The sequence below is a fragment of the Rhizobacter sp. Root404 genome (assembly GCF_001425865.1).
Classification (GTDB): Bacteria; Pseudomonadota; Gammaproteobacteria; order Burkholderiales; family Burkholderiaceae_C; genus LMDS01.
In genome coordinates this window covers 813,391-832,008 of record NZ_LMDS01000004.1, presented here as the reverse complement: position 1 = coordinate 832,008, position 18,618 = coordinate 813,391, and the positions used below count along the sequence as shown (strand labels likewise).

17 protein-coding genes are annotated in these 18,618 nt (G+C 70.5%); 11 read left to right on the top strand and 6 right to left on the bottom strand.

Features of this window, described 5'->3' with window-relative positions:
- Positions 1 to 16: 16 nt before the first annotated feature.
- The 6 genes from ASC76_RS08520 to dinB all read right to left on the bottom strand — a co-directional run bounded on the left by ASC76_RS08520 (position 17) and on the right by dinB (position 6,019).
- Positions 17 to 1,180, bottom strand: coding sequence for an MFS transporter (locus ASC76_RS08520; RefSeq protein ID WP_235580389.1), 1,164 nt, complete (start codon positions 1,178 to 1,180; stop codon positions 17 to 19).
- Between the two features lie 16 nt (positions 1,181 to 1,196).
- On the bottom strand, positions 1,197 to 2,348 hold the full coding sequence (locus tag ASC76_RS08515; RefSeq protein ID WP_056464817.1) for an alpha-hydroxy acid oxidase: 1,152 nt from the start codon (positions 2,346 to 2,348) through the stop codon (positions 1,197 to 1,199).
- 72 nt (positions 2,349 to 2,420) lie between these two features.
- Positions 2,421 to 3,338: a LysR substrate-binding domain-containing protein gene (locus tag ASC76_RS08510; protein ID WP_056464815.1), complete on the bottom strand. Its 918-nt coding sequence runs from the start codon at positions 3,336 to 3,338 to the stop codon at positions 2,421 to 2,423.
- Between the two features lie 38 nt (positions 3,339 to 3,376).
- A complete protein-coding gene (locus tag ASC76_RS08505; protein WP_056464813.1) occupies positions 3,377 to 3,808 on the bottom strand; it encodes a group 1 truncated hemoglobin in 432 nt (143 codons plus the stop codon).
- 10 nt (positions 3,809 to 3,818) lie between these two features.
- The gene (locus ASC76_RS08500) at positions 3,819 to 4,715 is read right to left on the bottom strand and encodes a DUF3034 family protein (RefSeq protein WP_056464811.1); all 897 of its coding nucleotides are present in this window, start codon (positions 4,713 to 4,715) and stop codon (positions 3,819 to 3,821) included.
- A gap of 77 nt (positions 4,716 to 4,792) precedes the next feature.
- Positions 4,793 to 6,019, bottom strand: a complete 1,227-nt coding sequence (gene dinB / locus ASC76_RS08495) for a DNA polymerase IV (RefSeq protein ID WP_082548932.1) — start codon at positions 6,017 to 6,019, stop codon at positions 4,793 to 4,795.
- A gap of 146 nt (positions 6,020 to 6,165) precedes the next feature.
- Here dinB and ASC76_RS25160 point away from each other — a divergent pair, with 146 nt between their 5' ends.
- The 11 genes from ASC76_RS25160 (at position 6,166) to ASC76_RS08445 (ending at position 18,600) form a co-directional block, all read left to right on the top strand.
- Positions 6,166 to 6,363 carry a hypothetical protein gene (locus ASC76_RS25160; protein WP_157615438.1) on the top strand — a complete coding sequence of 66 codons (198 nt, stop codon included), beginning with the start codon at positions 6,166 to 6,168 and terminating at the stop codon, positions 6,361 to 6,363.
- Between the two features lie 68 nt (positions 6,364 to 6,431).
- A complete protein-coding gene (locus tag ASC76_RS08490; RefSeq protein WP_371262093.1) occupies positions 6,432 to 7,607 on the top strand; it encodes an SUMF1/EgtB/PvdO family nonheme iron enzyme in 1,176 nt (391 codons plus the stop codon).
- A gap of 126 nt (positions 7,608 to 7,733) precedes the next feature.
- On the top strand, positions 7,734 to 8,831 hold the full coding sequence (locus ASC76_RS26430) for a GGDEF domain-containing protein (protein WP_056464809.1): 1,098 nt from the start codon (positions 7,734 to 7,736) through the stop codon (positions 8,829 to 8,831).
- Between the two features lie 121 nt (positions 8,832 to 8,952).
- The gene (locus tag ASC76_RS08480; RefSeq protein WP_056464808.1) at positions 8,953 to 9,435 is read left to right on the top strand and encodes a (2Fe-2S)-binding protein; all 483 of its coding nucleotides are present in this window, start codon (positions 8,953 to 8,955) and stop codon (positions 9,433 to 9,435) included.
- Positions 9,436 to 9,454: 19 nt separating this feature from the next.
- Positions 9,455 to 11,812, top strand: coding sequence for a xanthine dehydrogenase family protein molybdopterin-binding subunit (locus ASC76_RS08475; RefSeq protein WP_157615661.1), 2,358 nt, complete (start codon positions 9,455 to 9,457; stop codon positions 11,810 to 11,812).
- 28 nt (positions 11,813 to 11,840) lie between these two features.
- Positions 11,841 to 12,635 (top strand): xanthine dehydrogenase family protein subunit M, encoded by a 795-nt coding sequence (locus ASC76_RS08470; protein ID WP_056464804.1) that lies wholly within the window; start codon positions 11,841 to 11,843, stop codon positions 12,633 to 12,635.
- 89 nt (positions 12,636 to 12,724) lie between these two features.
- Complete coding sequence (locus ASC76_RS08465) at positions 12,725 to 13,639, top strand: MoxR family ATPase (RefSeq protein WP_200947115.1); 915 nt, start codon at positions 12,725 to 12,727, stop codon at positions 13,637 to 13,639.
- A 29-nt stretch (positions 13,640 to 13,668) separates the two neighbouring features.
- Positions 13,669 to 14,859, top strand: coding sequence for a VWA domain-containing protein (locus tag ASC76_RS08460; protein WP_056464802.1), 1,191 nt, complete (start codon positions 13,669 to 13,671; stop codon positions 14,857 to 14,859).
- A 10-nt stretch (positions 14,860 to 14,869) separates the two neighbouring features.
- The gene (locus ASC76_RS08455) at positions 14,870 to 15,451 is read left to right on the top strand and encodes a CoxG family protein (protein ID WP_082548929.1); all 582 of its coding nucleotides are present in this window, start codon (positions 14,870 to 14,872) and stop codon (positions 15,449 to 15,451) included.
- A gap of 23 nt (positions 15,452 to 15,474) precedes the next feature.
- Positions 15,475 to 16,476 carry an XdhC family protein gene (locus tag ASC76_RS08450; RefSeq protein WP_056464800.1) on the top strand — a complete coding sequence of 334 codons (1,002 nt, stop codon included), beginning with the start codon at positions 15,475 to 15,477 and terminating at the stop codon, positions 16,474 to 16,476.
- A gap of 3 nt (positions 16,477 to 16,479) precedes the next feature.
- Positions 16,480 to 18,600 carry a pyrroloquinoline quinone-dependent dehydrogenase gene (locus ASC76_RS08445; RefSeq protein ID WP_056464798.1) on the top strand — a complete coding sequence of 707 codons (2,121 nt, stop codon included), beginning with the start codon at positions 16,480 to 16,482 and terminating at the stop codon, positions 18,598 to 18,600.
- Positions 18,601 to 18,618: the final 18 nt, after the last annotated feature.

Genomic DNA, 18,618 nt, shown 5'->3' with positions numbered 1-18,618 from the left:
CAGCTTCAATGTAGCGCTATCGGCGCCGCAGCGCACCCGCCGCGACGAGGCTCAGCCCCACCAGCGGCAGCCCGACACCGAACGCCCAGCGGATCCCGAAGCCCTGGGCCACCAGCCCCAGCAGCGGCGGCCCGAGCAGGAACGCGACGAACGAGATCTGCGCCAGCGCCGCGACGTTGGTCGCCGGCGCACGGTCGGTACGCTGCGCCGCGGCCGACATCGCGAGCGGGAAGATCGCGCTCGTGCCGACCCCCATCAGCGCGAAGCCCAGCAGCGCCGCCCACGCGGTTGGCGCGGCGAACACCAGCAGCGTGCCGCACCCCAGCACACCGAGCAGCACGCGCGCGACGACCACCGGTTGATGCTTCTCGACGAAGCCGTCGGCGAAGAAGCGCGTGATCGCCTGCGCCGCCGCGCCGGTCGCGACCGCGGCGCCGGCCAGGAACGGTGCCGCGCCGAACACGTCGCGCATGTAGATCGCCGACCAGTCCGCGCCTGCGCCTTCGAGCACCATCGCCGACAGCGCCGTCGCGACCAGCAGCATCACGCCGCCCGTCGGCCGGGCGAAGCGGGCGGCCGGCGCGCCACTGGTGGCGGCGCGGTGCGGAGCCGCGTCGAAGCGGCCGAGCAGCAGCGCCAGCCCGGCGGCCTCGAGCGGGACGACGAGCGCCAGGTGCCACTGCGGCGAGACCCCCACCTGCGACAGCGCCGCGCCGAGCAAGCCGGCGACGAAGAAGCCGACGCTCCAGAAGGCATGCGCCCGGTTCATGAAGCGCCGGCCGGTCTGGTGCTCGACCCGGTCGGCCTCGAGGTTGACCACGACCTCGATCGCGCCGATGCACAGCCCGGCGGGCACGAGCAGCAGGAAGAAGGCCGTCGGGGTCCGGGCGTGGGCGGCGATGGCATAGAACACCGGAAGCAGCGCGCTCAGGCCGAGCAGCGCGCGCCGGTGGCCGAGGCGTTCGAGCCACGGGCCGGCGAAGGTCAGCGACACCATCGTGCCGCAGGCGGTGCCGATCAACGCCAGCCCGAACGCGCCTTCCGCGACCCCGAGGCCGCGCTGGATCTCCGGCAGGCGCGGGAAGATGCCGCCGATCGCGAATGCGTAGAGGAAGAAGGCGGCGTAGACCCGCCACGCCAGCGGCAGCGGCAGTCCCGATCGGCGCAACGGTGTCGGCAAGTTCAGGTCGGAGAAGTCAGCCCGGGACGGTGCCCGGCAGCAGGATGCGGCGGTCGACGTTGCGGATGTCGGTGTGGCCGCAGAAGGCCATGGTCACGTCGAGTTCCTTCGCGATGATCTCGAGCGCCTTGGTCACGCCAGCCTCGCCCATCGCGCCCAGGCCGTAAAGGAACGGGCGGCCGATCAGCGTGCCCTGCGCACCGAGCGCGACGGCCTTCAGCACGTCCTGCCCCGAGCGGATGCCGCCGTCCATCCAGACCTCGATCCCGTCGCCGACCGCCGCCTTGATCGCCGGCAGCGCCTCGATCGACGACGGCGCGCCGTCGAGCTGGCGGCCGCCGTGGTTGGAGACCACCATCGCGTCGGCGCCGCTCGCGACGGCCAGGCGCGCGTCTTCCTCGTCCATGATGCCCTTCAGGATCAGCTTGCCACCCCAGCGCTTCTTGATCCACTCGACGTCGTTCCAGTCGAGCTTGGGGTCGAACTGCTCGCGCGTCCAGGTGCTGAGCGAGCTCATGTCGCTGACGCCCTTGGCGTGGCCGATCAGGTTGCCGAAGCCGTGGCGCTTCGTGCCCGCCATGCCCAGGCACCAGCGCGGCTTGGTCATCAGGTTCAGGATGTTCGCGAGCGTCGGCTTCGGCGGCGCGGTCAGGCCGTTCTTCAGGTCCTTGTGGCGCTGGCCGAGCACCTGCAGGTCGAGCGTCAGCATCAGCGCGCTGACGTTGGCGGCTTTCGCGCGGTCCATCAGCCGGTCCATGAAGTCGCGGTCGCGCATCCAGTAGAGCTGGAACCAGAACGGCGCGCGCGTGGCCTGGGCGATGTCCTCGATCGAGCAGATGCTCATCGTGCTGAGGGTGAACGGGATGCCGAACTTCTTCGCGGCGATCGCGCCCAGCATCTCGCCGTCGGCGTGCTGCATGCCGGTCAGGCCGGTCGGTGCGATCGCGACCGGCATCGCCGTGTCGACGCCGGCCATCGTGGTGCGGATCGTGCGGCCTTCCATGTTCACCGCGACGCGCTGGCGCAGCTTGATCTTCTGGAAGTCGCTCTCGTTGGCGCGGTAGGTGCTCTCGGTCCACGAGCCCGAATCGGCGTAGTCGTAGAACATGCGCGGCACGCGCTTTTCGGCCAGCACGCGCAGGTCTTCGATGTTGGTGATCACGGGCATGGTCGGGTGTCTCCGGGTGCTGTTTCGCCGGCGATGCTAGCGGTGCACGCGGCGCAGCGGCCGGAAAGATTTTCAGCGCGAGCCGGAAACCAGCGCCAGCGCGTCGGTTGCCACGTGCGCGCAGGCCTGGCCCAGCCACTGCGCGAACAGCGCGGCCGCCCCGCCCGGCGCATGCGGCATCACGTAGTACTGCGTGGCCGGCCGCGCCAGCACGCCGAACGGCAGCGCGACCAGCGCCCCGCTCGCGAGCCACGTCCGCGCCAGGCTCGGCCGCGCCAGCGCGACGCCCTGCGCGCTGACGGCCGCTTCGAGCGTCAGGCCCAGGTCGACCAGCTTCGGGCCGTGGGTCGGTTCGGCCCAGTCGAGCCCGGCCGCGGCGAACCAGGGCGCCCAGGGCTCGAGCGGCGTGCGCAACAGCGGCGCGCCGGCCAGGTCGGCGGGCGCGCGCATCGCGGGCAGGCGGGCGAGCAGCGTGGGCGCAGCCATCGGCAGCACCACGTCGTCCATCAACGGCGTGCCGCCGCCGGCCGCGGCGTCGCCGTGGCGCACCTCGACATCGGCGTCCGAGTTGCCGGCGTCGAGGTAGGGGATCGACAGCAGCACCTCGAGCTCGACGTCGGGATGGGCGCGCGTGAAGGCTTCCAGGTTCGGCACCAGGATCTGGCGCGCGAAGGTCGGCGTCGCGGTCACGCGCAGGCGCGTGGTGCGCTGCACGCTGCGCTGGTGCAGCGGGACGGCGGCCAGCATCGCCAGCGCGGCGCTCACCTGCGTCAGGTATTCCTTGCCGCTCGCCGTCAGCGCGAGCGCCTTGGGGCCGCGCGTGAACAGCGCGGTGCCGAGCAGGTCCTCGACGGTGGCGACGCGTTTGGCGACTGCGCTCGCGGTGATGTTCAGGGCGTCGGCGGCACGCTCGAAGCTGCCCAGCCGCGCCGCCATCTCGAACGCGCGCAGCCCGTCGATCGACGGCAGGCGCAGGGCGGGCGAGGGCATCGCGGGATCATAGCCGCGCCTGCGCGGCGGCCGCCGCTTCAGTGCTTGTTGATGATCTCGCGGTGCATCGGCGCCAGCTTCGCGAGCAGGCGGTTCTGCGCGGTGAACGGTATGCCCTGCGCGGCCATGCTCTGCTGCAGCACCTCGACCAGCGCGTTGAAGTTGCTCTTGGTGATGTCCTGCCCGTCGTGCACCGTCTTCATGTCCTTGCCCTTGCGCTGGCACGGCCCACCCGAGACCTCGCAGAACTGGGCGGCGAGCTGCGCCTTGAATTCCTTCTGGTCGGTGTCCTTGAAGAACGGGTTCATGCGCGGGTCGGCGAGCAGCCGCTGCATGAAGTCGTCGGTCAGCTTGACGAGGCCGGACTGGCCGCCGAGTTGGCGGTACAGCGTGTCGTCCGGCTGGGGCTGCGCGAAAGCCGAGCCGGCGGCCAGCACGGCGACGAGGAGGGTGAGCTTGAAGGCGTTCATCGGGGAAGCGTCAGTACGCGAGTTGGACGGACAGGTAGCCGCCGGTCTGGCGTTCGTGGCCGACGATGTTGCCGAGGTCCACATACGCAGCGGTGATCGAGAGGTGCTTGCTCGGCGCCCACGCGACGAACACGTCCTTCCAGGCGTGTTCACGGAACGCGGCACCGGCAAAGCCGAGGTTGTCCGGCTTGGCGCGGACCTCGGCACCGATCGCCAGCGTCCTGTGCAGCAGATAGGCGACCGAGATTTCGGGCTTGAAGCGGTAGCGACGTCGGTCGGTCGCGCCGAAGCCGAGCAGACCGTTCTGGTTCGCCTTCGTCGCACGCAAGGTGCCGTTGACGAGAATCCCTTGCGCGAGGAACAGTTTGGTCGCGCTGAGGTACAGGTCGACCCCGTCGCGTTTCGCGCCGACCGAGTCGAGCACGCCGCCGACCGCGTCGCCCGGGTTCAGGCGCTTGAACTCCGCACCCACCGCGAGCTGCGGCATCCAGGTGTCGCTGTCGAGCACCGCATCACCGCCCAGCTTGATCTTGACGCCGACGATGTCGAGCCTCAGCGTGGTGTCGGGGACGACGACGCCCGCATCGAACGCCTGGCGCGCGAGCGAGAGCTCGACCCGGTCCCTGAAGCCGACGCCGGCGCCGTACGTCGTCAGCCCGTAATCCTGCGTCTTGGCACGGGTGACGAATGCGGTGGCGCCGGCCTCGCCGCTGGTGGCGTAGCTGCCGATCACGGCCCACGGCGTGAGACCGCCGCCGGCCGCGCCGTCGATGCTCGAGACCCCGCCGGTCAGCAGCAATTTGCCGCGGCCATCGCCGGTGGGGAAGGTTTGCGACTGGGCCGCCGTGGCGACCATCAACGAAAGGGCGAGCGCGACGTCGCGCAGGGAGGTTGATCGTGACTGCATGCCCGTCACGATAGACATATCTGTCGCTCTTGATCGGGCGTAATGCGCGACGTTTGGTGGTCAAAAGGCAGCCGTCGTCACGCCGGCGGCGGCGCGTCGAACAGCGGCAGGCCGAGGCCGGCGCCGGGTTCGCGCGCCGTGAACACGCTCGCGGCCGTGTCGCCGGTGTGCAGCGGCGCGACCAGGTCGGTCAGCGTGGCGAGCGCGCCGGCGCGCACGCCGAGCAGCCGCAGCCGGCGGCTCAGGTCGACCCGCTTGAGGCATTCGCCGGCGGCGCGGCGGATCGTCTTCGCGTCCATCGTGTGCGCGGGCAGGCTCAGGTCGCGGGTGACGATCCTGAAATCGTCGAAGCGCAGCTTGACGCCGATCGTGCGGCTTGCGTAGCCCTTGCGCGCCAGGTCGCCGGCGAGCTTCACGCACAGGTCGGTGAAGATCTCGCCGAGCACGGCGCGGTCGCGCACCGCGTGGAGGTCGCGCTCGAACGTGGTTTCGCGGCTGATCGACTTGGGTTCGCTGAACGTGACGACCGGGCGCTCGTCGCGCCCGTGCGAAGCGGCGTGCAGCCACGCACCGTAGCTGTTGCCGAAGTGCTCGACCAGCCAGGCCGGCTCGGCGGCGGCGATGTCGCCGACGGAGTGCAGCCCGAGCGCGGCGAGCTTCTCGCTCGCCTTCGGCCCGATGCCGTTGACCTTGCGCGCGGCCAGGGGCCAGATGCGGGTCGGGATGTCGGCCTCGGCGAGCAGCGTCAGGCCGTTCGGCTTGTCGAGCTCGGAGGCCAGCTTGGACAGCAGCTTGTTCGGCGTCACGCCGATCGAGCAGGTGAGGCCACCGGTGGCGTCGGCCACCGCGTCCTTCAGCTGCTGCGCGACCGCGCGGCCGGCGTCGCGCTGCGCGCCGGGCAGGTCGGTCAGGTCGATGTAGATCTCGTCGATGCCGCGGTCCTCGACGACCGGTGCGATGGCCCGCACCGCGGCCTTGAACAGGCGCGAGTAGTGCCGGTACTGGTCGAAGTCGACCGGCAGCAGCACCGCATCCGGCGCCAGCTTGGCCGCTTTCATCGTGCCCATCGCCGAGAACACGCCGAGCGCGCGCGCCTCGTAGGTGCTGGTGGTGATGACGCCGCGGCCGGTGTAGTCGCGCAACAGCGCGTACTCGCGGCTGCCGTCGGCCCGCAGGACCGGTTGATGTCGCCGCCCGCCACCGATCACGACCGGCCGGCCGCGCAGATCCGGGTAGCGCAGCAGTTCGACCGACGCATAGAACGCGTCCATGTCGAGGTGGGCGATCAAGCGCTGCGACGGCATGACGTGGCGGGCTGGGAGGGACGGTCTGACACTGTGGGTGCATACAGTATCACGCCCTCCGCGCGTCAGGCCCGAATTGTTCGCAATTCGACGGCCGCCCAGCGCCGCGCCGGACCGGATACTCGATCGATTCCGGAGACAAGGCCATGGTGAAGATGCGCGTCGCGCAACGTATTGCAGTCGGCGCGGTGGTGTGGCTGGCGGCTTGCGCGGGTGGATGCGGAGGCAGTTCAACGGCACAGACGACCCCGGCCGCCACCCCCGCGGTGCCGCCGTCGGCGGCGTCCGGGGTGGCAAACGTCGACTGGTCCCGCAAACGCGAGCTGGCGCCGATGCCCGACTGAGTGCGCGTCATCGCCGTGGCGAAGCCGGCGCTGCCACAATCGTCCGCGTCGTCAGGCAGGAGTCGCAAGTGCAGGGTGTGGAGATGGCGGACGTGGACACCGCGCAGATGCGGCGCGCCGGGCGGGAACTTCTCTCGCTTGCGCTGATGGACGCTCGCAACCACAGCCTGCGCTGGGCGGCGGCGTTCGAGGGCGCGGCGTGCGGCGCGGCACCGCTGCTGCAGGAGCTGGGGCGCCTCGGCTGGTTCCAGGAGTTCTGGCTCGCCCGCAACGTGCAGCGCCAGCGCGGCCCGCGCGGCGACGCGACGCGCCCGCGTCTTGCATCGATCCTGCCCGGCGCCGATGCCATGTTCGAGACCGGCGCCGTGGCGCCGCTGCCCGATCTGCAGACGATCCGCCAGTACCTGGTGGACAGCCTGGAGATGACGCTCGAGCTGCTCGAGCACGCCGCGGAGGACGACGACGCGCTGTACTTCTACCGCCTTGCGCTGCTGCGCGAAGACGCGTGTGTCGAGCGCTTCGCCGTGCTGTCGCAGACGCTCGGGTTCGACACCGGGCTGCGCGCGCCGCTGACGACCCGGCCCGTGCGCCCGCCGCTGCTGTTCCCGACGACCCGCTGGCGGCTCGGCAGCGCGCCGGGCGGCTTCGTGCCCGACCGCGAGCACTGGGCGCACGAGGTGGCGCTGGCGGAGTTCGAGATCGACGCGCAGGCGACCACCTGGGCCCAGTACGGCGAGTTCGTCGAGGACGGCGGCTACGACGATCGCCGGTTCTGGAGCGAGCCCGGCTGGGCGTGGTTGCAGGCGCAAGGGCGTCGCACACCGCGCTTCGTCGACCAGATGCGCCAGGGCGTGCTGCAACAGCGCTTCGGCAAGCTGGTGCGGGTGCCGCTCGCGCAGCCGGCCCTTCATGTGAGCTGGTTCGAGGCCGACGCCTGGTGCCGCTGGGCCGGCCGCCGGCTGCCCGGCGAGGCCGAGTGGGAAGCGGCCGCGGTGCAGGGCGCGAGCCGCGGCTTCCGCTGGGGCGAGGTGCGCGAGTGGACCGCCGGCACCCTGCGCCCCTACCCGGGACACGCCGGCACGTCGCCCGGACAGGACGACGACACCGCGCTCCTCGGCGTCGCGCGCGTGCTGCGCGGCGCGTCGTTCGCCACCCGCGGGCGCCTGCGGCACGAGCGTGCGCGCGACGCGGCGTTGCCGACGCACGACGAGGGCTTCTGCGGCTTCCGCAGTTGTGCCGTTTGACGCGTTAGCGCTCGCCGTTCACTGCCTTCGCGGCTTGAGCCATGACGTACGCTGCCGAAAGCAGGTTCAGGGGCGACGCCATTCCGATTCCGGTGCGCCCGACCAGTTTCCGGTTTTCTCGTGTCCATGGGCTCCGCGCGCTTCTCTCACCTGTTCCAGCCCTCGCCCGAGTTCACCGAACGCAAATTCGCTGAGCACCTCGCGTACAGCAGGCTGATGTTCTGGGCCATGGCGCCGTACCTGGCGTGCATGTGGGCCTGGGATTTGACGCTCGACCCGGTCGGCGCCCCCGACGTGCTGTGGCACCGGCTCGCCCTGGGTGCGCTCGCGGCGGCGTGCGGCGCGACGATCGGCACGCCTCGGCTGCCGGTGCCCACGCGGGTGCGGCTCATCTCGGTCTGCGTGACCTTGTTGATCGCGGTGTACTACCTGATCTGCGCCCGCCTGAACCAGGGTTTCACGTTCGGCGTCGGCGCCTTCGTGTTCGTGCAGATGTGCGGCTTCCTGCTGTGGCCGGGCTTTCCGTTCGGGTGGGTGGTGCTGCTGCACGTGATCGGCGCCGCGGTGCCGCAACTGCTGGCGGTGCTGCTGGCGAACCCCGCGTTCCCGCACCCGCAGTACGCCGTGCTGGTCTGGCCGACGACCGTGCTGGCGCTGGCGGGGCACTACATGATCCATTCGGACTACCTGACCAAGGAGGCCTTGCGGCATCGCCTGGTCGAGATGGCCACGCGCGACCCGCTCACCGGCGTGCTGAACCGCCGCACCTTCATGACCGACGCGCTCGACCGCATCGCCCGGTGCGCCGGCCGCTGGCCCGGCATCTCGGTGCTGTTCATCGATGCGGATCACTTCAAGCAGATCAACGACCGGCACGGTCACGTGGTCGGCGACGCGGTGCTGGTGCAGCTGGGTGAGGTCATCCGCAGGCAGTTGCGCCGCGACGACCTGTGTTGCCGCTGGGGCGGCGAGGAGTTCGTCGTGCTGCTGTGCGAGTCGGACGAGCAGCACGGCGTGCTGGTCGCGCACCGCATCCTGCGGGCGATCCGCCAGGCGAGCCTGCCGGTCGAAGGCGGGCCGCCGGTCACGTTCACCGCCAGCATCGGCTTGGCGCGCGCCGAGGCGGCCGCGCTGCGGCTCGATGTGCTGATCGACAAGGCGGACCAGGCGATGTACGCCGCCAAGACGCTGGGTCGCAACCGCGTGGCGGTCGCTGCCGCGTAGAGCCGCCCGCCAGAGTCCTAGGGAAACCCCGCGCTGTGCGTCCGGGCGGTGTGCTCGAACAATGCCCCAAGCGCCCCTCGAGCGTGAAGCATTCCCCGCGATCCCCCACAGGAGACTCACCGTGAGCGTTCCCATTTCATTGACCGTCAACGGCCAGGCCGTCAACGTCGACGTCGACCCGCGAACCCTGCTGGTGCAGCTGCTCCGCGAGAACCTGCAACTGACCGGCACGCACGTCGGCTGCGACACCGCCCAGTGCGGCGCCTGCACCGTGCACATGAACGGCCGGGCGGTCAAGTCCTGCTCCATGCTGGCGGCGCAGGCCCAGGGCGCAACGATCACGACGATCGAGGGATTGGCCCAGAACGGAACAATGCACCCGATGCAGGAGGCCTTCCGCGAGTGCCACGGGCTGCAGTGCGGCTTCTGCACGCCGGGGATGGTGATGTCGGCGGTGCAACTGCTGGCCGACAACCCGAAGGCGACCGAAGTCGAGATCCGCGAGGGCCTGGACGGCAACATCTGCCGCTGCACCGGCTACCAGAACATCGTCAAGTCGATCCAGTTCTGCCAGTCTGGCGCCAAAGCCAGCATGGCCGCCTGAGGAGAACACCATGACCGACATGTCCGTTCCCCCCATGAGCCCCATCGGCCAATCGGTGAAGCGCCGCGAGGACGCGCGCTTCCTGACCGGCGCCGGCCAGTACACCGACGACGTCGTGATGCACGGCCAGACCTACGCCGCGTTCCTGCGCTCGCCGCATGCGCACGCCCGCATCAAGTCGATCAATCTCGACGCCGCCAGGAAGGCGCCCGGCGTGGTGCGCATCTTCACGGGCCAGGACCTGGCCGACGCGAAGGTCGGCGGCCTGCCGTGCGGCTGGCTGATCCACAGCAAGGACGGCGCGCCGATGAAGGAACCGCCGCACCCGGTGCTGGCGCAGGGCAAGGTGCGCCATGTCGGCGACCAGGTCGCAATGGTCGTCGCCGAGACGCTGCTGCAGGCCAAGGACGCCTGCGAGCTGATCGAGGTCGACTACGAGGAGCTGCCCGCCGTCATCGACATCACCAAGGCCGAGGGCCATGCCGGTTCGGTGCACGACGACGTACCGAACAACGTCTGCTACGACTGGGGCCACGGCAGCAAGGAGGCGGTCGACGCCGCGTTCGCGACGGCCGCACATGTCAGCACGCTGGACATCGTCAACAACCGGCTGATCCCGAACGCGATGGAGCCGCGTGCCGCGAACGCGAGCTACACCAAGCACGACGAGAGCTACACGCTGTACGTCGCGAACCAGAACCCGCACGTCGAGCGGCTGCTGATGTGCGCCTTCGTGCTCGGCCTGCCCGAATCGAAGGTGCGGGTGATCGCGCCCGACGTGGGCGGCGGGTTCGGCTCGAAGATCTTCCTGTACGCCGAGGAGACCGCGCTGGTCTGGGCCAGCAAGCATGTCGGCCGGCCGATCAAGTGGACGTCCGACCGCAGCGAGGCCTTCCTGACCGACGCGCACGGCCGCGACCACGTCACCAAGGTCGAGCTCGCGATGGACGCGAAGGGCATGTTCCTCGCGCTGCGCGTGAAGACGATCGCGAACATGGGCGCCTACCTGTCGACGTTCGCGTCGAGCGTGCCGACCATCCTGTACGCGACGCTGCTCGCCGGCCAGTACAAGACGCCTGCCATCTATGCCGAAGTGAAGGCGGTGTTCACCAACACCGCGCCGGTCGACGCCTACCGGGGTGCGGGCCGTCCGGAGGCCACCTACGTCGTCGAGCGCATCGTCGAGCAGGCGGCGCGCGACATGAAGATGGACCCGGCCGCGATCCGGCGCCAGAACTTCATCACCGAGTTCCCGTACGCGACGCCGGTCGGCCTGACCTACGACACCGGCGACTATGAAGCCCACCTGGCCAAGGCGATCGAGATGGCCGATGTGGCGGGTTATCCGGCGCGCAAGTCCGCGTCCGAGGCCAAGGGCAAGAAGCGCGGCCTCGGCTACAGCTGCTACATCGAGGCTTGCGGCTTGGCGCCGTCCAACATCGCCGGTGCGCTCGGGGCGCGTGCCGGCCTGTTCGAGGCCGGCGAAGTGCGCGTGCACCCGACCGGCACGGTCACGGTGTTCACCGGCTCGCACAGCCACGGCCAGGGCCACGAGACCACGTTCGCGCAGGTGGTGGCGGCCAAGCTCGGCATCCCGGTCGAGAACGTCGAGATCGTGCACGGCGACACCGGCCGCGTGCCGTTCGGCATGGGCACGTATGGCAGCCGCTCGCTGAGCGTGGGCGGCACGGCGATCGTCAAGGCGGTCGACAAGATCATCGCCAAGGGCAAGAAGATCGCCGCCCACTTGCTGGAGGCGGCCGACACCGACATCGAGTTCGAGAACGGTGTGTTCAAGGTGGCGGGCACCGACAAGTCGGTGCCGTTCGGCAGCGTCTCGCTCACCGCCTACGTGCCGCACAACTACCCGCTCGACAAGCTGGAGCCGGGCCTGAACGAGAACGCGTTCTACGACCCGACCAACTTCACCTACCCGTCGGGCACCTACATCTGCGAAGTCGAGGTCGACCCCGAGACCGGCAAGGTGCAGATCGAGCAGTTCGTCGCGGTCGACGACTTCGGCAACCTCGTCAATCCGATGATCGTCGCCGGCCAGGTGCAGGGCGGCGTCGCGCAGGGGCTCGGGCAGGCGATGATGGAAGGCTGCGCGTACGACAACGAGTCCGGCCAGCTGCTGACCGGCTCGTACATGGACTACGCGATGCCGCGCGCCAGCGACATCCCCGGCGTCAAGCTGAGCAACACCGTCACGCCGTGCACCCACAACCCGCTGGGCGTGAAGGGCTGCGGCGAGGCCGGTGCGATCGGCTCGCCACCGGCCTACATCAACGCGCTGACCGACGCGCTCGGCGTGCGCGAGATCGCGATGCCGGCGACGGTGGAGCGGGTCTGGCGCGCCGCCAACAACGTCGCCTGACTCCGCACAGAAAACGGAGACCACTCACATGTATGCATTCGACTACAAGCGCCCGGCCAGCGTGGCCGACGCCAAGGCGGCACTCGGCAGCGACGCGCGCTACCTCGCCGGCGGCCAGAGTCTGATCCAGGCGATGAAGCTGCGGCTGTCGCAGAGCGAGACCCTGGTCGATCTCGGCGCCATCGCCGAGCTCAAGGGCATCCGCATGGACGGCGCCAACCTCGTGATCGGCGCGATGGCGACGCACGCGAGCGTCGGTTCGTCGGCCGAGGTGCAGCGCGCCAATCCGGCGCTGGCGGAGCTCGCCGCCGGCATCGGCGACCCGATGGTGCGCAACATGGGCACCATCGGCGGCTCGATCGCCAACGCCGACCCGGCCGCCTGCTACCCGGCCGGTGTGCTGGCGCTGAACGCGACCATCCACACCAACCAGCGCACGATCGCCGCCGATGCGTTCTTCACCGGCCTGTACGAGACAGCGCTGCAACCGGGCGAGATGATCACCGCGGTGAGCTTCCCGCCGGCGCAGAAGGCCGCGTACATCAAGTACCGGCAACCGGCGTCGCGCTTCGCGCTGGTCGGCGTGTTCGTTGCGCAGACCGCGGGCGGCGTGCGTGTCGGCGTGACCGGCGCCAAGGGCCATGCCTTCCGCGCGACCGAGATCGAGGCGGCTCTCGCGAAGAGCTTCACACCCGAGGCCGCCAAGGCCGTGAAGATGCCGACCACCGACATCAACAGCGACATGCACGGCACCGCCGAGTACCGCGCCGCGATGATCAGCGTGATGGCGTCGCGCGCTGTTGCCGCCGCACTCGGTCGGTGAGCGCGGGCCGAGCGCCGGGCCGCTCCCAAGCCGGCCCGCATCCCCTTGGGGGATCGAGCGCCGTACCCGGCGATCGAGGGGCAGTCATCTTGCTGCCGGATTCGGTCGACGCGGTCATCGCGCTGCTGGCCACGGAGAACTATGTCTGTGACCGGCGGCTCGCGACCGCGCTGTTCCTCGGCCTGAAGCTCAAGCGCCCGCTGTTCCTTGAAGGCGAGCCCGGCGTCGGCAAGACCGAGCTCGCCAAGACGCTCGCGGCGGCGCTGCACACCGCGTTGCTGCGCGTCCAGTGCTACGAGGGCCTGGACATCGCCCAGACGGCGTACGAGTGGAACATCGCGCGCCAGATGGTCGAGATCCGCATCGCCGAGGCGACCCAAGCGCTGCACGACGACGCCGACCGAGAACGCCTGACCCACAGCCTGTATTCGCGCCAGATGCTGATCGAGCGCCCGCTGCTGCAGGCGCTGACGCAGCCGCAGTCGCCGGTGCTGCTGATCGACGAACTCGACCGCGCCGACGAACCGTTCGATGCGTTCCTGCTCGAGGTGCTGGCCGAGAACCAGATCACCATCCCCGAGTTCGGCACCGTCAAGGCTGATGCGCCGCCGATCACGATCATCACCAGCAACCGCACCCGCGAGATCCACGACGCGCTGAAGCGACGCTGCCTGTACCACTGGGTCGATTTCCCGAGCGTCGAGCGCGAGCTCGAGATCGTCCGGTTGAAGGCGCCGGGCGCGGCCGATCGCCTCTATGTGCAGGTCGTCGAGTTCGTGCAGCGCATGCGCAAGCTCGACCTGTTCAAGGCACCGGGCGTGGCCGAGACGATCGACTGGACCAACGCGCTGGTCGCGCTCAACGCGATCCGCCTCGACCCGGCGACCGTGCACGACACGCTCGGCGTGCTCCTGAAATATCAGGACGACATCGTCAAGCTGCAGAGCGGCGACATGGCGAAGCTGCTGGACGAGTTGCGGGCGCGGGCTCTTTTGGACGGGTAGCGGACGTTGAGCGTCGCACCGCGCCGACCATGATTGCCGAGAACATTGTTCACTTCGCGCGCATCCTGCGCACCGCCGGCATGCCGATCGGACCGGATCGCGTGCTCGCCGCGATGGCCGCGATCGAACAGGTCGGCCTCGACCGGCGCGACGACGTACACGCCGCGCTCAGCGCCGTGATGCTCGACCGCCACGAGCAGCAGACGCTGTTCGACGCCGCGTTCGACGCGTTCTGGCGCGACCCCAAGCTGCTCGAGCAGTTGATGTACCTGCTGCTGCCGAAGATCAGCGGTCGCGGTGAGAAGCCCGTGCAGCCGCGCGCGAACCGCCTGGCCGAGGCGCTCGCTGCACCGAAGCCGAAGGAGCCGCCGAACCCTGCGAACAACACCGCGCAGGAAGAGCTGACCTTCGACACCACGTTCACGTTCTCCGACCGCGAGCGCCTGCAGCAGGCCGATTTCGAGAGCATGACCGCGGCCGAGTTCGAGCTCGCGAAGAAGCTGGCCGAGCAGTTGCCGCTGCCGGTGCAGCCGATCCGCCGCCGCCGCCACGAGCGCGCGACCAGCCGGCTCGCCGGCGGCGCGCTCGACCTGCGCGCGACGCTGCTCGGCATGGCGCGCCAGCCGCACGCGCTGCTGCCGGCCTACACCCGGCCGCGCCGCGAGACGCCGGTGCTCGTGGTGCTGCTCGACATCTCCGGTTCGATGGAGCGCTACGCGCGCCTGCTGCTGCATTACGTGCACGGCCTGACGCGGCGCTACCTGAAGGTCCACACGCTGACCTTCGGCACCCGCCTGACCAACATCACCCGCAGCCTGAAGCACCGCGACCCGGACGTCGCGCTGCTCGAGGCCGATCGCCAGGTGCACGACTGGAAAGGCGGCACCCGCATCGCGACCTGCCTGGACGAGTTCAACCGCGTCTGGGCGCGGCGCCTGCTCGGCGCCAACGCCGCGGTGCTGCTGATGACCGACGGGCTGGACCGCGACGAGCACGGCGACCTCGCCCGCGCCGCCGCGCAACTGCGCCGCATGGCGCACCAGATCGTCTGGCTCAACCCCTTGCTGCGCTTCGACGGCTTCGAGCCGCGCGCCGCCGGCGTGCGCGCGCTGCTGCCGAACGTCGACCGGTTCCTGCCGGTCCACAATCTGGCCAGCCTCGCCGATCTCGGCAGGGCCTTGCAGGCTCCGGCCGTCGCCCCTTCCTCACTTCTGGCATAACGACAACACCATGGAACTCCAAGGCGAACGACTCATTCCCGCATCGGTCGACAAGACCTGGGCCTCGCTCAACGACCCCGAGGTGCTGAAGGCCTGCATCGCCGGCTGCGAGACGCTCGAGCGCACCGCGGAGGACAAGATGACCGCGGTGGTCGCGCTGAAGGTCGGCCCGGTCAGCGCCCGCTTCAAAGGCAACATCGCGATGACCAACATCGATGCGCCGAACGGCTACACGATCAACTTCGACGGGCAGGGCGGCGTGGCCGGCTTCGGCAAGGGCTCGGCCGACGTCGCGCTGACCGCGCAGGGCCCGGAGCAGACGCTGCTCAAGTACACCGCGCGGGCGACCGTCGGCGGCAAGATGGCGCAGATCGGTTCGCGCCTGATCGACGCCACCGCCGGCAAGATCACCGAGGACTTCTTCAAGGCCTTCGAGGCTCATCTGCAGGCGAGCGCGGCTCCGGCCGCGGGTGCCGAGGCGGTGCCGGTGCCGGTGGCCGCGCCCAAGACCGACGGCAGCATCGCCAAGCTGTGGTGGCTGATCGGCGGCGTGGTCGTGCTCGCGATCGTCTATTTCCTGATCCGCAAGTAATCACGTACGAAAGGGGTGCCGCGATGGACTCTCTCGACCTGCAGGTGCTCGCGCAAGCGCGCGACTGGTTCAACGCCGGCCACAAGGTCTGGCTGGTCACGGTGATCGAGACCTGGGGCTCGGCGCCGCGACCGCCCGGCGCGCTGCTGTGCCTGCGCGACGACGGGCAGGTGGCAGGCTCGGTCTCCGGCGGCTGCGTCGAGGACGACCTGATCGACCGGCTGCGCCACGGCGAGCGGGTCGCGACACCGTCGCTGATTGCCTACGGCGTGACCAAGGAAGAGGCCGCCCGCTTCGGCCTGCCCTGCGGCGGCAATCTGCGGCTGGTGCAGGAGCCGCTGCAGAGTGCCGCGTGGATCGATGACATCCTCGCACGCACCGCGCGGCACGAGCTCGTCGCGCGCCGCATGTCGCTCGCCACCGGCGCGGTCGTCGTCGAGCCGGCCTCGCGCGGCGATGCGTTCGCGTTCGACGGCCAGCAGCTCGTCGCGCTGTTCGGCCCGCGCTGGCGGCTGCTGATCATCGGCGCCGGGCAGCTCTCGCGCGCGGTCGCGCAGATGGCGGTGATGCTCGACTTCGAGGTGATCTGCTGCGATCCGCGCGAGGAATACAACCTCAGCTGGGACGTGCCCGGCACGACCTTCAGCAAGGCGATGCCCGACGATCTGGTGCTCGAACTGCAGCTCGACCCGCACAGCGCGGTGGTCGCCGTCACGCACGACCCGAAGCTCGACGACCTGGTACTGCTCGAGGCGCTGAAGAGCCCGGCGTTCTACATCGGCGCGCTCGGCTCGCGCGGCAATACCGCGAAACGCCGCGAGCGCCTCGAACTGTTCGACCTGACGCCGGCCGAGATCGACCGCCTGCACGGCCCGATCGGGCTGGACATCGGCTCGAAGACCCCGGCCGAGATCGCCGTGTCGATCGTCGCCGAGATCGTCGCGGTCAAGAACGGCGTGCTGCTGAAGCAGAAGAAGGAAGGCTCGGCCGTGCCGGCCCCGCGGCCGGCGACGTCGGCGTCCTGAGCGATGCGCGCGCCGCCGGGCGTCGCGCTGCTGCCGCTGCTGCTGCCCGGCCTGGTTGCCGCGGCGAGCGGGACGGCGCAGCCGGCGCCGGACTGGCCGCACTACGGCGGCGACGCGGGCGGCACACGCTACAGCAGCGCGGCGGCGATCACGCCCGCCAACGTCGACGGCCTGCGCCGTCAGTGGCTGTACCGCACCGGCGACATGCAGCGCCGCGACCCGGCGCTGATGAAGCGCATCAAGTTCGAGACCACGCCGATCCTGGTCGACGACAAGCTCGTGCTGTGCAGCGCGTTCAACGAAGTGATCGCGCTGGACCCGGGTGACGGCCACGAGCTCTGGCGTCATGACCCGGCCGTCACGACCGACCGCCGCCCCGCCAACCGCTACAACTGCCGCGGCGTCGCGCAGTGGCGCGACCCGGCTGCCGTGCCGGGGCAGGCCTGCGCGACCCGCATCTTCACCGGCGCCGTCGACGCCCGCGTGATCGCGCTCGACGCGCGCGACGGCCGCCCGTGCCGCGACTTCGGCGGCGCCGGCACGGTGCGGATCGACCCCGGCCCGCTGCGTTGGCCGGGCGAGTTCCAGATCACGTCGGCACCGGTGGTCGCGATGGTGGGCACCGGCGGCGTCGTCGTGGTCGGTTCCGCAATCAACGACAACGGCCGCGCCGCGGCGCCGTCCGGTCGCGTGCGCGCGTTCGACGCCCGCAGCGGAGCGCTGCGCTGGTCATGGGACCCGATGGCGCCCGATGTGCCGGCCGGGGTTCCGCCCGCCGGGGCCGCGTCGGCCGCGGACGGCACCGGGGCGGCCAACGTCTGGGCACCGATGTCGATCGACGAACGGCGCGGGTTGGTCTTCCTGCCGACCTCGAGCCCCAGCCCGGATTTCTACGGCGGCATGCGCCCCGGCAACAACGGCCACGCCGATTCGGTGGTGGCGCTGCGCCTGGCGGACGGCGGGCTCGCGTGGGCGTTCCAGGTCGTCAAGCACGACGTGTGGGACTACGACCTCGCCGCGCAGCCCACGCTGTCGACGCTGCCGATCGACGGTGCGCCGCGCGACGTGGTGATCCAGGCGACCAAGCAGGGCCTGGTCTTCGTGCTCGATCGCGACACCGGCCGGCCGGTCTACCCGGTCGAGGAGCGCCCGGTGCCGCAGGGCGGTGCACCCGGCGAGGTGCTGTCGCCGACGCAGACGTTCCCGGTCGACCTGCCACCGCTGGTGCCACTCGCGCTGCGCGCCGACGATGCGTTCGGCCTCACCTGGTTCAGCCGCGACCAGTGCCGCGAGCGCATCGCCGCGCTGCGCAACGAGGGCCTGTACACCCCGCCATCGACGCAGGGCACGATCCTCTACCCGTTCACCGGCGGCGGCGTCAACTGGGGCGGCGTCGCGATCGACCCGGCCGGCGTGGTCTACGTGAACACCAGCCGCGCGGCGCACGTGATCACGCTGATCCCGCGCGAGCGCTTCGACGAGGTGAAGGCCGCGAACCCGGGCAAGGAGGTCAGCCCGCAGCACGGCACGCCGTTCGGGATGAAGCGGGAGGTGCTGGTGTCGTCGCTCGGCACCCCGTGCAACCCGGCGCCCTGGGGCACGCTGTCCGCGCTCGACCTGCGCAGCCGCAGAATCCTGTGGGAGCAGCGGCTCGGCGCCACCGAGGACATCGTGCCTCTCGGCTTGGCCCTGAACACCGGCACGCCCAACTTCGGCGGGCCGGTCGCGACGGCCGGCGGCCTCGTGTTCATCGGCGCCGCGATGGACCGCTATCTGCGCGCGTTCGACGCGGCGACCGGTGCCCTGCTCTGGCACGGCGGCCTGCCGGCGGCAGCGATGGCCACGCCGATGACCTACGTCTGGCAGGGGCGCCAGTTCGTCGTCGTCGCCTCCGGCGGCCATGGCGAGGCGGGCGTGGCGACCGGCGACGCGATCGTCGCGTTCGCGCTGCCTGCACCCGGCGAGGCGCCGCGCGGCTGGTGGGACCGCACGATCGACCAGCCCGGCGTGCGCTTCAAGGTGACGCTCGCCGCGGCAGTCGTCTCGATGCTGCTGGTCATCGCGATGGTCGTGGCCTGGCGCCGCGGGCGTCGGCGCCGTCGCGGTGTGCCTTCGGCGGCATGAGTCGGGCGCACCGGACGG